The sequence below is a fragment of the Sphingomonas montanisoli genome (genome assembly GCF_008274695.1).
Taxonomy (GTDB): domain Bacteria; phylum Pseudomonadota; class Alphaproteobacteria; order Sphingomonadales; family Sphingomonadaceae; genus Rhizorhabdus; species Rhizorhabdus montanisoli.
The window spans coordinates 1,081,716-1,096,476 of record NZ_VTOU01000001.1 but is presented as its reverse complement, the minus strand read 5'-3'; the positions used below and the strand labels follow the sequence as shown (position 1 = coordinate 1,096,476).

Sequence of the window (14,761 nt, the reverse complement as noted above, 5' to 3'; positions counted from 1 at the left end):
TGTCCGCATGAGCGCCACGCCCGATCCGCGCGTCCGCGCGAGCGAGATCGAGGCGGCCTGTCCCTTCCCGATACGCCTTGCCGCGATCGAGACGGGCGGGCCGCAGCGCGAGGCGGAGCTGGCGCTGATGTTCGCGCGCGACCGCATCTGTCCGGGCTGGTTCAACCTGTCCCCCGCGCTCGACCGCTACATCGCGCGGCTCGGGGGCGGGCAGGTCGCTTTGGCCCGCTTAGTTTCCTGTCAATGAGTTGCTTTCATGTCCATCGACGTTGTCGAGGCGCCCGAGTGCGCTTCACTCCTTCCCGCTGAATCCGTTCCTATGTTGCCGCGTCGCCCCGCGTTTCGCGCGCGCATTCTGATGATCGTCGCGATCAACAGCCTGCTGTGGGGCGCGATCCTGTGGCTGCTGCTCGGTTGCGCCATGCCGTCTGCCCAATCCGCGACGATGCGGACCGGCGGGATCACGATGCCGCCCGCCGGTTGGCTCGGCTATTGTGGCCGCCATGCTGGCGATCCGGGGTGCGGGCCGGTCGCGCTCGACGACAGGCGCTGGCGCGAACTCGAAGGCGCGTTATCAAGCGTCGCCCACGTCATGCGGCGCCATGATCGTCGGGAGCAGTGGGAAACGGCTGGCAAGACCGGCGATTGCGAGGATATCGCGCTTGCGATGCGCGCAGATCTGCTCGGTAAGGGCTGGCCGGTGGAGGCGGTGCGGCTGGCGACGGCCTGGACCGAACGCGGTGATTATCACGTCGTTCTCACGCTGGATGGCGCGCGGCGGGGGCAGGGGCCGTCCACTTTCGTCCTCGACAGCCGCTTCGACCGGATCATGACCTACAGCGAACTCATCGCGCGCGGCTATCGCTTCCATATGCGGCAGGCGGGGCGAGGCCCGTACTGGCTGACCGCCGCTTAGCCGAAATCCGCAAGTCCGGACAACGCACGGCAAGCTTCTCGTCCATACCCCAACCGGTATAAGCTTTCTGCAAATCAGACTGTCAGATCTGAAAAACAGAATCAGAGAGGCCCGATGGCGATGAAAAAGATCTATTATGGCTGGTACCTCGTTGCCGCCTGCATCCTGATCTACATGGCTGTGATAGGAACGGGCTCGGCCGCTTACGGGCTGTATGTGAAGCCGGTCGCAGCCGAGTTCGATTTGTCGCGCGCGACGATGAACACCGGCATGATCCTGTTCAACGTCGGCATGGCGCTGACCGCTTTGGTGGTGGGGCGGCTGATCGATCGCTTTCCGTTGCGGCCGATCATGATCGTCAGTGGCATCGTGCTGGGTGGATGCATGGCGCTGCTGGGCCTGTCCGACAATCTGATGCTCGACGCCTTCGTCATCGTCCTGCCGCTGGCGGCGGGAACGGTGGGCGCGGGCACGCTGACCGTCACGGTGCTGCTGGCGCGCTGGTTCACCAAGCAGCGCGGCCGCGTGCTGGCGCTGGCCGCGATGGGTATGTCGCTGTCGAACCTGACCGTCATTCCGGTGATCGGCCATCTGATCGCGCAATATGGTTGGCGTCATGCGCTGGTTCTGTCGGGTATCGGCATCGCCGTCGTGGTGTGCGCGCTCGCGATGATCGTCCGCGATCGGCCCAACCCTGACGAGGTCGAGCCCGGCAAGCCGTCCGTCGCCGTCGCCGGGGCGCCCGCGCTGGGCGTGCGGCTCACGGTGCGCGACATCCTGACCAACCCGCATTTCTGGCTGATCGGCATTGGCGCGGGCATCGGGCTTGCGATCATGCAGACGCTCGGCGTCTCGCTCGTTCCGCTGGCGACCGACGGCGGGCTCACCATTGTGCAGGCGACCAGCCTGCTGTCGGTCATGGGGATAACGGCGGTGGCCAGCAAGCTCACGCTCGCCGTCGTTGCCGACTATTTCGATCGATCGACGCTGCTCGCGAGCTGCTTCACGCTGCTTGCCATCGCCAACGCCACGCTGTTGATCGATCATAGCTATGGCGTTCTGTTGGCGATCTGCGTGCTGATCGGCATGGCGAGCGGCACGGGTGCCCCGCTTTATTACGCGCTGGTCGCGGATCGCTTCGGGACGATCTCGCTGGGGACGGTGCGCGGTCTGATGACGCCGCTCACCGCCGCGCTGGCCGCAGTATTCCTCCGCTTCGGCGGGGAAGTGTTCGATCGCACCGGCAGCTACCGCGTGATGTTTGTCAGCTTCGCCGCTGCTGCCGTCATCGCCGCGCTCCTGCTGCTCGCGCCGCGTATCTTCCCGACCAAGCCTGAACTGGCGCTGACCCCCGCGACCTGAGGACAAGGCGATGGTGACCGACGCGATCAACCGCCAGTGGGTGCTCGCGCGCCGCCCGCGCGGCGCGGTGCGCGAGGATGACTTCGCTTATGTCGAAACGGCGCGGCCGACGCCCGATCTCGGCGCGGGGGAGATCCTCGTTCGATCGGCGATGTTCAGCTTCGATCCGGCAATGCGCGGCTGGGTCGACGATGTGCCGAGCTACCTGCCGCCCGTCGCGATCGGCGCGCCGATGCGGGCGTCTGCGGTCGCGGAAATCGTCGAGTCCGCCGATCCCGCCTTTCCGGTCGGTCGACTCGTGATAGGGTTGCTGGGCTGGCAGGATTATGCGGTCGTCAATCGCGCCGGCGAGCGGCCGATCACGCTGTTGCCCGAAGGCGTATCGCCAGCCATTGCGCTGGGCGTGATGGGCGGCAGTGGACTGACGGCTTATGTTGGGCTGTGCCGGGTAGGTGGCCTTAAGCCCGACGATAATGTGCTGGTAACAGGCGCGGCGGGTGCGGTCGGCAGCGTCGCGGCGCAGATCGCGCGTATCAGGGGGGCGCATGTCGTCGGTGTCGCGGGTGGCGCCGAGAAGGTCGGCTGGCTGCGTAGCGCGTGCGGGATCGCGGAGGTGATCGATTATCGCGCAGAGGATCTCGACCGGCGGCTGGGCGAGCTGTTTCCCAAAGGCATCGACCTGTTCTTCGACAATGTCGGCGGCAATCAGCTCGAAGCCGGGATCGCGCATATGGCGGATCATGGTCGGATCGCTTTGTGCGGTGCCATCGCAACCTACAACGATGCCGAGCCGCGCCCCGGCCCGCGCAACATGATGAAGGTCATCACCGCGCGGCTGCGGATGGAAGGCTTCATCGTCATGGATCATGGCGCGGCGGTGCCTGGCATCATGGCCGAACTGGCGGGCTGGGTGGCCGAGGGGCAGATCGTGTTCCGCCACGACATCCAGACCGGTTTCGCCAATATCCCGGCGACGCTGCTGCGCCTGTTCAGCGGCGAGAATCGCGGAAAGCAGTTGCTGGACGTCGACTGACGATCAGCCGCGCAGCATATCCTCAAGCCCGAGGATGATGTTGCGGACGCCCAGATCGTAGATCTCGTCCGCCGCGTCCATTCCCGGATCGGACATCGAGACCGCGACGATCAGCGCGCGGTCCTCGTCGGACATATCGGCGAGCGGGGCTGCGAAGTCGCGGACCGACGTGCCCTCTTCGGGCAGTGCGCCGCGCGCCATCAGCAGAGACAGGCTGACGCGCGTGATCCAGTTCGACGTGACGAAAATCTCGTGGTCGCTCAGCCCCATATTGGCGAGCACGCGCACCAGCGGGGTCAGCACGCCGATCCACGACGGCGAGACTTCTCCCTCCAGCTTGATCAAATAGAGGCCGACCGGATAGCGATCCAGCAGGCGGCGCAATTCGTGGAGCCACGCGGTCATCGCCTCGCGCCAGACGAGGCCGGGCGCCGGCGCTTCGAAGCTGCTGAAGATCGTGCTCGCGACCTCGTTGAGCAGCGCGTCGCGGCTGGGGAAGTAGGTGTAGAGCGTCATCACCGACACGTTGAGCCGCAGCGCGAGCTTGTGCAGCGTGAAGCTGGCCAGCCCCTGATCGGTCAGCATATCCAGCGCGGCGGCGATGATCCTGTCGTGATCGAGGATCTTCGGGCGCCCGCGCTGCGCGGTCCGCCGGCGCTTTTCGGGTTCGGGGCCGGGATCGACGGCGGCGGGGGCGTTACGGGTCATGCCGGGCGACACTAGGGCTCCCGGCATGACCCCACAAGCTTAGCCGAGCAGGCTTTGATCGGCGTCGCCCCACAGGTCGCCCGGTCCGCGCGTAAAGCCCAGATCGGCGGCGATGTCGTCGAGCTGCCAGTCGAGATACTCTTCCCAGTTGACGATATGCAGCGGCTTCTTGAGCCCACGGCCGGCCGCGATGCCGAGTTCGGTCGCCTCCAGCAGGCGCGGCATGCCCGCCGAATAATGCAGGCCGCTGCGCATCAGGTTCGCCGAAGCGAGGAAGTACGGCGAGCGCGAGAGATAGGCGGCCAGTTCGGGCCGGAAGAACCCGGCATTGCCGGTCACGTTCATCATGATCAGCGCATGTTCGCCGGCGATATTGGGGCCGAAGCCGGACACCATATGCTGGATGTCGTGGCACTCGCTCGACCGCTTCATCAGATATTGCAGGTCGTTCGCGGGGGTTACGCCCTTGTCCATGAACTCGATGTCGAAGCCCGACTTGAGCATGAAATCGCGGATCGTCGCCCCCAGCGTGCCCGCCGCATACTGCGCCATCTCATGCGGGTTATAGCGGGTCGAGCGACGCTGGTTCAGCCAGTCGGCGAAGACCGGATTCTCAGCCTTCTCGATCGCGACCTGCTGCGCCCAGTCGGCATAGTCGGTCACGTCGTCGATCCCGCGCGACATGTCCGGAATGTCGTAGGTGGTGGGCACATCGTCGCCCAGCCGGCGCAGCGACAACTGGCTATAGGCGTGGACGAACAAGGGGCTGTTGAGGAAGCGCGAGGTCGACATCGGGACGCTGCCGGCGACGGGCTCGATACCCTGTCGCATGTAAGCGATCTCGGCCGGCGTCATCCCGCCGCGCTTGCGGGCCGGCTCGGCATCGTTGGCGGCGTTTTCGATGGGTTTTGCGGTCGCCATGTCGATCACTCCGCTGCTTGCGCCAGGGGTGGGACGGTCGATGCGGCGGTGACCACCTCACCCGGAAACTTGCCGGTGAACTCGCCGCGCACGAAGGTCGCCTCGCCATTGACCAGGGTGAGGCGCATCGGCGCCGCCTCGCGGCTGTAGCGATAGGTGACGCCGCCTTCGCCATCGGGAACGTCGAAGCGCTTATATTCGGGGCGCCGCTCGATCTCGTCGAGGTTGAACACCGTCACGTCCGCCTTCTTGCCGACATGCAGCGTGCCGCGTTCGGGCAGCAGGTTGAAGAAGTCGGCGATCCGCCCAGTGAGCAGGTGCACCGCCTGTTCGATCGTCAGATCCTGGCTGTCGCGGACATGGCGGGTGAGCAGCAGGACGTTGTCGCCGGCACCGCAGAACATCTTGCCGTGTGCCCCCGCGTCCGAGAGGTTACCGATCGCGAGGTCGTCGGCGAACATATAGGGCAAGGCGTCCTTGTGCTTGGGTGCTTCCTCCATACGCAGGTTGGAATGGACGCCGTTCTCGATCACCCAGTCGGCCAGCGCGTCCGAGGGATGGTCGTAGCCGCGGTCCTTCATGAACTGGCTGAGCAGGATGCCCGTCGGCCCGGCATTGGTTTCACTGTCGAACAGTTCGAAGGCGTCGGCATGTTTGGCGCGCGATACGTCGCGCACGCTGTTCCAGCTTTCGCGGGCACGAGCGCGCCAGGTGGGATCGGCGAGCATGTCGAGCTTCTTCTGCTCGTCGCGCTCGTCGATGATCTCGTTCCAGACATAATTGTTGATCTGCGCCCAGACGAGCGAGTTCATGAAGCCGATCAGCACGGTCGACGCGACGTGATGATAGCCGGCCCAGATATCGAGACCCTCGGCCTTGCGCGCCTCGTGCATCTCGATCGCGGGGGCGACGATCTTGTCCTGATAGGCCAGCGTCGGCACAGCGCCGGTGAATTGGGTGCGGATGTTGCGGCCGCGCAGCAGGCGCACGAAGCGGTCCATCGTGGCGGGCGCATCGACGCGCATCACCCAGTCGACGATCACCTGGAACACGCGGCCGGGATAGCGTTCGAGCACGTCGAACAGAGCGTTCATCTCTGCATCGTCGGCCAGCTTGGTGACGATGCGGCGATCCTTGCCGTCATTGTCGAGATAGTTGGTCGACAGCCCGATTGCGCCGGCGGCGAGTGCCTCATCGAGCAACTCGGCCATCTTGGCGATCTCGTCCGGCGTGGCCGCGCGGTCCCAGGCCTCGAGGCCCATCACGGTCAGGCGCAGCGGGATATGGCCGCAATAGGAGGCGAAGTTGAGCGGCAGCTTCAGGTTGCGTTCGATCGAGCTGCGATATTCGCCCCACGTCGTCCAATCCCACGGCAGGCGATCCATGAAGGGCTTTTCGGGAATATCCTCGAAGAAGGAAAAGATCTTCACCGCCTCCAGCCGCACGTTCGGATCGTCGCTGACCGGCGCTGCGCCGAAGCCGCAATTGCCGTTGATCGAGGTGGTCACGCCATAGCCTGGCATCGGCTCCATCGACGGTAGCCACCACATCGGCGCATCGAAATGGTTGTGCGTTTCCATGAAGCCGGGGGCTACATAGCAGCCGGTCGCGTCGATCACCTGTTCGCGCCCGCGCCGTTCCAGATTTTGGCCGATTTCCGAGATCACGTCGTCGGTGACGCGGACGTCCGCGCGATAGGCTGGGGCGCCGGTGCCGTCGACGACCGTACCGCCTTTGATCAGGAATCCGAGTCTCATGCTGCCTCTCCTCTGTCCCGCGAATCCACCTAAGTGCCTCGTCTGGATCAATAATTTTCTTATGGCGTATATATAATATAGTGGAGCGCCTAACTATCGGTGAAAGCTAGACAATCCGGAACCCCGGAAAAGTCCGCGATGCGCGTTGCCGTTTCGTGATGCGGGAACCAGCAATCCGCGGCCGAAGCCTGAAACCAGCACGAGATCTGGATCGGGCCATGACTATGGGAGAGGGTAATGAGGGCATCTATCGCCCCGCTTTTTGCGGGCATTTCGATTCTGGCCGCCACACCGGCGCTGGCGCAATCCACGACGACGACGACGACGACGACGACGACGGCGCCGGCGGCCGAGGCGGATCAGGCGGAAGGGCTGCAGGACATCGTCGTCACCGCGCAGAGGCGCGAGGAAAGCCTGCAGAAGGTGCCCGTCGCCGTCACCGCCGTCACCAACGCGCAGCTGACCGATCTGCGCATCACCAGCATCCGAAATCTCTCTGTCCTCGCGCCGGGTCTCCAGATCGTGACGCAGGGTCGCCAGACCGTCCCCACCGTCGCGATCCGCGGCATCAATTCGGGCAGTACGATCGTCGCGGTCGATCCCAAGGTCGGCATCTATGTCGACGGCGTTTACATCGGCCGTGTTGTCGGTTCGGTGTTCGAAGTCGCCGAGCTTGACCGGGTCGAGGTGCTGCGCGGTCCGCAGGGCACCCTGTTCGGCCGCAACGCGACCGGTGGCGCGATCAGCCTCGTCACCGCCGCGCCGACCGGCGAGTTCGGCGTGCGCGGCACGGTTTCCTACGGCAATTATGATGCGAAGCGCGCGAAGGTGTCGCTCGATCTGCCGCAGTTCGGCCCGTTCTCGGTCCGGATCTCCTACCTGCATGACGACATCAAGGGTGACGTCCGCAACCTGATCGGCGGGCAGAGCTTCGACATTTCGGCCGTGGTGCCCAAGTTCGGCAAGATCAAGGCGGCCAACCGGCTCGGCGGGCGCAATGTCGACGGCGCGCTGCTAAGCGTGCGGGGCGATTTCGGCGCGGTGCAGGCGGACTATCGCTTCGACTATACCGACAGCCGCTCGGTCGGCCGGGTGCAGCAGAGCTATGGTGTGCTGCCGACGGACACGCTCGGCCGCCTCGTTGCGCCGATCCTCGCGCTCCAGCCGCTCTACGGCGGCATCACCAACGTCTCGACGACCCCGCTCGATGCCGTCGCCAACGCCAGCAGCGTCGATCATATCAAGACGCAGGGCCACAGCCTGACGCTTCAGGCCGAAGCGACCGACTGGCTGTCGCTGAAGAGCATCACGTCGTTCCGCAAGCTCGATCAGTCGCCGTCCAGCTTCGATCTCGCCGCGTCGGGTGGCCTGCTGTTCAGTCGCGCGCAGTTGCTGGGTCTCGTCACCGGGAACGCCGCCGCGATCACCAATCCGGCGAACCGGCCGGGGCCGAACGACCACTTCTTCTCGTTGTTCAACGTCTATGAAAACCACCAGAAGCAGTGGAGCCAGGAAAGCCAGGCGACGATCACCACCGATGCGTTCAACCTGATCGCGGGCGTCTTCTACTTCCACGAACAGAACCCGACGACCAACTTCCTGGCATCGCTCGCGTCGTTCACGAACAACGTGTTCACGCCGATCTCGCCGGTGCCGCCGATCACGCGGCTCAGCACCGATAACGATGCCTGGGCCTTCTACGCGCAGGGCACCTGGCACGTGACCGACCAGTTCGATCTGACCGGTGGCATACGCTATTCGCTCGACGATCGGCGGACCAACATCTTCCAGCTGTCGGGTGCGCAGCAGGGCGCGATCGGTGTCGGCAATTTCCGCGCGACCTTCGATCGGATCAACTGGGCGGGGATCGCGACCTGGCGGCCGACCGACGAGATCATGGCCTATGCCAAGGTCAGCACGGCCTATGTGTCGGGCGGCATCTATGCCGGCGCACGGTTCGATCCCGAGGATCTGACCGCCTATGAACTCGGCCTCAAGGCCAAGCTGCTCGACAATCGCCTGCGCGCCAATTTCTCGGTCTATCAGAACGATTACAAGGATCTGCAGACGCAGGTGTTCGCCAACGGCGTCTCGATCATCGCCAATGCGGGCAAGGCGCGGATCAAGGGCGCCGAGGCGGAGATCGAGTTCGTGCCGGTGCGCGGCCTGACCCTCAGCGGCAACATGGCCTACACCGACTTCAAATATCTGCGCTATGTGCTGGGCGGGGTCGATGTCGCGGCGATCGCGCGGCCGCCGTTCAACTCGAAATGGACCGGCCGCGCGTCGATAGGCTATAAGGGGCCGGAGTTCGGCAGCGGCGCGCACCCGATCGCGCGGCTCGACGCCAGCTATCGCAGCAAGACCCAGCTCGGCCCGCTCGCGGTGCTCGACACCAACGGGCAGCGTGCAGCGGTTGACCAGTTCAACACCGCATCGGGTTATTGGCTGGTCGACGGCCGGCTCGGCATCGCCGACCTCCCCGTGAGCAACGGCACGATCGGCATCTCGGCCTTCGGCGCCAACCTGCTGAACGAGAAATATACGGGCTACGGCGCCAACATCGCCCAGCTCGTCCGCGGCGTCGAACGCGGCCGGACCTACGGTGTCGAGGTCGGTTTCAAGTTCTGAACCCCTTAGGTCCTCCCCCTGATGGGGGGAGGATTGAGGTGGCTGCGCGCCCTATCTATAGTCGGCGCAACACCTTCAAAAAACAGGGGAAGCGCTCATGAAATCCCGGCTCCTTCTCGCCCTCTTCCTGGGCGCATCCGCCCTTTCGCCCGCTACCGCCGCGCAGGATGGGCCCGAGCGCGCCTTTACCGGGCGCGACCTCTTCAGCCTCGAAGGCGCGACCGAACCCGAGATCAGCCCCGACGGCACGCAGATCGCCTATGTCCGCCAGTCCGCGGACATCATGACCGACAGCATGCGGCCGAGCATCTGGCTGATCGACGTGAAGACCGGGCACCAGCGTCCGCTCGCAGCGGGTGGTGGCTCCGCTTCATCGCCGCGCTGGTCGCCCGATGGCCGGCGGCTGGCCTATGTCGCAGGCAATGGCGAAGGCGCGCCACAGCTTCACGTTCTGTGGCTCGATAGCGGCGCCACCGCCAAGGTCACTGGCCTGCCGCAGAGCCCGGGTGCGCTCGCCTGGTCGCCCGATGGTCGCTCGATCGCCTATCTGATGCGCGTTCCGGGCGAGGGGCTGAAGCTGGGCAAGGCGCCCGACAAGCCCGAAGGCGCAAAGTGGGCCGAGCCACTCGAGATCATCGATCGCGTGACCTATCGCAGCGACGACGGCGGCTATGTGAAGCCGGGCTATCGGCACATCTTCGTCGTGCCCGCCGATGGCGGCAGTCCGCGCCAGCTCACCTTCGGCGATTTCAACGATGGCGGCCCGCTCAGTTGGACGCCCGACAGCCGTTCGATCCTGTTCAGCGCGAACCGCAGCGCCGATTGGGAGCGCGAGGGGAAGAACAGCGAACTCTTCACGCTTGACGTCGCCAGCGGCGCGCTGAAGCAGATCACCACCCGTAAGGGCCCGGACCAGGAGCCGCTGGTTTCGCCCGACGGTCGCCGCGTCGCCTATCTCGGCTTCGATGACCATAACCGCAGTTACGAGAACGCCCAGCTGTATATCGCCAATATCGACGGCAGTGGCGCGCGTTCGTTGACCGCGAAACTCGATCGCAGCGTCAACGAGATGCACTGGGCGGGCAATGGCGGCCTCGTCATCTCTTATGACGATCATGGCCTGCGCAAGATCGCCCGTGTCGGGCTGGATGCCGCGATCCGGCCGGTGGTCGACGATGTGGTTCCGGGCGAGGATTTCGACCGGCCCTATACGGGCGGGTCGTTCACGGTCTCGACCGGCGGGACAATCGCCTACACAGGGGGCGGCGCGCTGCGCCCCGCAGACGTGAAGGTGGTTGCGGGCGGGGGATCGCGCCAGCTGACCCAGCTCAATCAGGGGTGGATGGCGGCCAAGGCGATGGCGCCGGTCACCAAGCTGCCCGTCACGGCGCCCGACGGACGCGCGATCGATGCGTGGCTGGTGACGCCACCGGGGCGTCAGCCGGGGCAGCGCGTGCCGCTGATCCTCGAAATCCACGGTGGGCCCAATGCGGCCTATGCGCCGACCTTCTCGACCGACGATCAGCTTTATGCCGCGCATGGCTATGCGGTGCTCTACATCAATCCGCGCGGCAGCACGTCTTATGGCGAGCAATTCGCCAACCTGATCGACCGCGCCTATCCGGGCACCGACTATGACGACCTGATCGCCGCGGTGGACGCCGCGATCGCCGAAGGGACCGCAGACCCCGACAATCTGTTCGTCACGGGTGGATCGGGCGGCGGCGTGCTCACCTCATGGATCGTCGGCAAGACCAACCGCTTCAAGGCGGCGGCGACGCAGAAGCCGGTGATCAACTGGACGAGCGAGGCGCTGACGATGGACGGCACCACCTTCACCTCGCGCTACTGGTTCGACAAGAAGCCGTGGGAAGATCCCATGTCCTATTGGAACCGCTCGCCGCTCAGCCTCGTCGGCAACGTGACGACGCCGACGCTGGTGGTCGTCGGCAGCCAGGACTATCGGACCCCGGTCAGCGAGGCGGAGCAATATTATGCCGCGCTTCAGATCCGGGGCGTGCCGACCGCGCTGGTCAAGGTGCCGGGGGCGAACCATCATCTGCTTGCCGGCCGCCCGTCGCAGTCGGCGGCCAAGGCGGCGGCGATCCTCGCGTGGTTCGACAAATACCGGGTAAAGCCGAACTAAAAGTCCCTCGCGACCGTCAGCTTGGCGGTGCGGGGGCGCAGCGGGGTCATCTGATTGCGGTTGCCGACGCCGAAGGGGTTGCCGAGCGAGAAGCGGTTTGCGTGGCTGTTGGCGATATTGTCGATATCGAGCATCACGCTTAACTTCCCGCGCTGCCACCCCGCACCCGCGCCGAACGTCGCATAGTTGCCCTGCATGATGTTGAGCATCGGGCCGAAGCCGACATAGGAGCGCCCGACATAAGCGGCCGTCCCGCGCACATGCCATTGCGAGGTCGAGGGATCGCCCCACTGATAGGATGCACGCGCACTGCCGTTGGCGCGCGGCGTATCCGCCAGTTCGTCGCCCTTTTGCGGGGTGAGCGCGAGGATCGGGTCGTGCAGGCTGCTATGGTTGAGGAAGATCGATCCGCCGAGGTTCAGCCCGCGCATCGGCACCCAATCCGCCGTCGCCTCGAATCCGCGGATGCGGCCGTTGCCGATATTGGTCGAATAGGGAAAGCCGAACCTGTCCACGAGATCGGCCTGGATCTGCTTCCAGCGCGCATAAGACAGGGTGGCGGTGGCGGACAGGCCGGTCACGCCGTCGCGATCCAGCCTCAATCCGGCCTCAGCCACACGGATGCTGTCGGGGGTGAAGTTGGCGACCCGCCCGATCCCCGGCGCGACCGCCAGCCCGCCCGTGCGGAAGCCTGATCCGTAGCGCGCGAACAAGGCGAACCGTGGGGAGAGCGCGTAGGACGCCGCCGCCATCGGGCTGTAGCGGATGCTCTTGCGCCCACGGATGAAGGCGGTGCCGCGTCGCACGAAGGTCGGATCGCTGTCGGTGCGGGTGCGCGTAAGCCGCCCGCCGCCGGCGATCGATAACGCGGGGGTCAATGCGATCGTCACTTCGCCGAAGATCGATGTGTCGCGCGCTCGATTGGTGACGCCGGTGATGTCCTGTGGCCGCCCGGGCTGGCCGAGTTCCCGCTCGATCCGATCGTCGTCGTCGATATAGCCGACGCCGATCAGCCAGCTATTCCCGTTGGACAGCGAACGGGACAGCCGCGTCTCGTGCGTCGTCATGCGGTTGCGATCGTGGCTGTCATAAGCGAGCGGCGTTGTGGGGCGCAGGCTGGTTGCGTCGAAGCGGTCGTCCGAATGATGGCGCACCTTCGCGGTCGCGCTCACCAGTTGCAGCCCGCTGTCCCAGCTCTTGCGGATCACGATCTGGCCCAGGCTGAAATCGCCCTCGAACGGCTGGGCGATCGTCGATGCGCGGGTCAGCGCCGGCATGCCGCGCATCGTGTATTGGCTGTCGATCGCCTTGTTTTCCTGCGCGACGGCGCCGAGATCGATCGTCCATCCGTCACCGGGAGCGAAGCGCAGCGCCGCCCGCCCGCCACGCGTGCGCTGGCGGTTGATGTTGCGCAGGGCTCGCTTGCTGTCGTCGATGAACCCGCCGTCGCGAGTCTGATAGCCGACGAGCCGGATCGCGATCATGTCGTTCACCAGCGGCACGTTCACCATCGCCGCCAGCTCATGTCCGTTGGCGCCGTCCTGCGTGGCGCTCGCCGATGCCAGTACGCCTGCCGCGATGCGATCGAGTGCCGGATCATGGGGTACGATCCGCACGATCCCACCGATCGATCCGGCGCCGTAGAGCGCGCCCTGCGGTCCTTCCAGGATCTCGATCCGCTGCACGTCGTAGAGGTTCAGATTGGGGTCGGCGCCGTTATAGCCAAGCTGCGTTTCGCCGAGATAGACCGATGCCGTCGATCGGGTGGGGCCGACGAAGCTGCTGTCGGCGATGCCGCGGATGAACAGCTTGTTGCGGCCGCTGCCCAATTCGGTGCTCTGCAGGATGGGCAGGCTGTCGGCGATCGAATGCACGTCGCGCCGATCGCCCGCACCCAGCATGTCGCCCGCCTTGGGCTGGATCACCGCGATGCTGCCGGGATACCGCAGGAGCGGCGCGTCGCGCTTGCTGGCGACGACCAGGATGGTTTCGGCGGCTGGTTCGGTTTCCGGCGCAGACTGGATCGGGCGGGGCTTCGCGCGTGCTCGCACCGGCGCGCGTTCGATCCGGAAGCTGGTCGGGTCGATTCTGACAGCGCGATAGCCGGTGCCTTGCAGCATCCGACCGAGTGCGGCGTGCGGCGAAAGGCGGCCGTGGACGGCCGGGCTGCGCGCGAGCGCGACGGCGGGATCGGTCGTGCCGATGTCGACACCCGTCAGCTGCGCCAGCCGCGCTATAGCGATATCGAGCGGCCCGGCCGCGATCTCGATGTCCCGGCGGTCGCTTCCCCAGGCGACCGAAGGGATGGCAGTGATCAAAAGCAGTGCGGCAGCCGCAAGCCTAGCGGCTTTCATCACCCTTGGTCGTCAGCATCCAATTGTCCCCCTCGCGCCGCCAATCGGCACCGACCAGCGTCGCAACGCGGGGGATCAGTCGTCCTTGCTCTCCGGTCAAGTGGATCGTGCCGGTGAAGGTCCGGTTGGCCAGCGAAGGTTCGACTTTCAGATGAGCCCCGGTCGAACGTGCCACCGCATTCGCCACGGTTTCGATCGGCGCGCTGCGGAAGCTGACGACGCCGCGCCGCCATCCGCCCACGCTGTGCGCTGCGATTCGATCGAGTTTCGGTTCGGCCAGGTCCTCGTGCGCGGAGAGCGCCATACCGGGGGTCAGCGTGACGTTCTGCCGATTCGGTTCGAACGCGACCGAACCCTCCGCAACCTCGACGCCCAGTCTCTTGCCCTCTCGGGTCACGTTAAACACGGTGCCCAGATCGCGGATCGCGTAGCGGCCCGATTGAAGCTCGAAAGGATGATCGGCATCGTGGCGGACGTGGAAGGTCGCTTCGCCGGCTTTGAGCGCGGCAAAGCGCGCGTCGCCCTGGCGGAAGCTCATCTTCGTGCCGCCATTCATCTCGATGGTCGTGCCGTCGTCGAGCTTGACGGTGCGGGTTTCGCCGGGCTTCGTCTCGACCGTGTAGGACGCGACCGCCTGCGTCTCGGGCAGCAGCATTGCGACAGCCAGCGCGGCGGCGGCGGCACCCCCGCCCAGACCCGCCCAACGCCCAAAGCGGCGCGGCGGCGCGGCGTCGTTGGCGGCAACCGGCGGCTTTCCGAGGTCGAGCGACGGCGCGATCAGTGCATCGTCCATCGTCACCTGATCATAGGCCGTACGATGCGCTTCGTCGGCCTCCAACCATTCGACGAAACCACGCCATTCCTCGGCGCCAGCATCCGCCAGACGCAGGTGCCAGGCAATGGCCTGATCGACGATATCCTCTGAACCCACAG

The 14,761-nt window shown here is 65.6% G+C and carries 11 protein-coding genes; 6 read left to right on the top strand and 5 right to left on the bottom strand.

Annotated elements, in window-relative coordinates; all coding sequences use genetic code 11:
* The first annotated feature begins 7 nt into the window (after positions 1-7).
* From FYJ91_RS05455 to FYJ91_RS05440, 4 genes are all read left to right on the top strand, one after another.
* Positions 8-247 (top strand): hypothetical protein, encoded by a 240-nt coding sequence (locus FYJ91_RS05455; RefSeq protein ID WP_149521226.1) that lies wholly within the window; start codon positions 8-10, stop codon positions 245-247.
* A 9-nt stretch (positions 248-256) separates the two neighbouring features.
* A complete protein-coding gene (locus FYJ91_RS05450) occupies positions 257-916 on the top strand; it encodes a transglutaminase-like cysteine peptidase (RefSeq protein ID WP_149521225.1) in 660 nt (219 codons plus the stop codon).
* A 114-nt stretch (positions 917-1,030) separates the two neighbouring features.
* Positions 1,031-2,278: an MFS transporter gene (locus FYJ91_RS05445; RefSeq protein WP_149521224.1), complete on the top strand. Its 1,248-nt coding sequence runs from the start codon at positions 1,031-1,033 to the stop codon at positions 2,276-2,278.
* Positions 2,279-2,288: 10 nt separating this feature from the next.
* Positions 2,289-3,311, top strand: a complete 1,023-nt coding sequence (locus tag FYJ91_RS05440; protein WP_149521223.1) for an NADP-dependent oxidoreductase — start codon at positions 2,289-2,291, stop codon at positions 3,309-3,311.
* Between the two features lie 3 nt (positions 3,312-3,314).
* Here the strand turns inward: FYJ91_RS05440 and FYJ91_RS05435 are convergent, their stop codons facing one another.
* From FYJ91_RS05435 to FYJ91_RS05425, 3 genes are read right to left on the bottom strand one after another with little or no spacing between them, the layout of a single operon-like run.
* Complete coding sequence (locus tag FYJ91_RS05435) at positions 3,315-4,019, bottom strand: TetR/AcrR family transcriptional regulator (RefSeq protein WP_181008361.1); 705 nt, start codon at positions 4,017-4,019, stop codon at positions 3,315-3,317.
* A gap of 39 nt (positions 4,020-4,058) precedes the next feature.
* Positions 4,059-4,940: a Coq4 family protein gene (locus FYJ91_RS05430; RefSeq protein WP_149521221.1), complete on the bottom strand. Its 882-nt coding sequence runs from the start codon at positions 4,938-4,940 to the stop codon at positions 4,059-4,061.
* Positions 4,941-4,945: 5 nt separating this feature from the next.
* Positions 4,946-6,697, bottom strand: a complete 1,752-nt coding sequence (locus FYJ91_RS05425; protein ID WP_149521220.1) for an N-acyl-D-amino-acid deacylase family protein — start codon at positions 6,695-6,697, stop codon at positions 4,946-4,948.
* Positions 6,698-6,934: 237 nt separating this feature from the next.
* Here FYJ91_RS05425 and FYJ91_RS05420 point away from each other — a divergent pair, with 237 nt between their 5' ends.
* The gene (locus FYJ91_RS05420; protein ID WP_149521219.1) at positions 6,935-9,328 is read left to right on the top strand and encodes a TonB-dependent receptor; all 2,394 of its coding nucleotides are present in this window, start codon (positions 6,935-6,937) and stop codon (positions 9,326-9,328) included.
* A gap of 97 nt (positions 9,329-9,425) precedes the next feature.
* Positions 9,426-11,474 carry an alpha/beta hydrolase family protein gene (locus FYJ91_RS05415; protein ID WP_149521218.1) on the top strand — a complete coding sequence of 683 codons (2,049 nt, stop codon included), beginning with the start codon at positions 9,426-9,428 and terminating at the stop codon, positions 11,472-11,474.
* On the opposite strand, the gene FYJ91_RS05410 is transcribed toward FYJ91_RS05415, so the two are convergent.
* Both FYJ91_RS05410 and FYJ91_RS05405 read right to left on the bottom strand, forming a co-directional pair.
* Entirely contained in the window at positions 11,471-13,828 is a 2,358-nt protein-coding gene (locus FYJ91_RS05410) for a TonB-dependent receptor (RefSeq protein WP_149521217.1), read from the bottom strand. The genes FYJ91_RS05415 and FYJ91_RS05410 overlap by 4 nt on opposite strands.
* Positions 13,815-14,759 carry a FecR family protein gene (locus FYJ91_RS05405; RefSeq protein ID WP_246152468.1) on the bottom strand — a complete coding sequence of 315 codons (945 nt, stop codon included), beginning with the start codon at positions 14,757-14,759 and terminating at the stop codon, positions 13,815-13,817. Before FYJ91_RS05405 ends, FYJ91_RS05410 begins: the two co-directional genes overlap by 14 nt.
* Positions 14,760-14,761 lie beyond the last annotated feature (2 nt).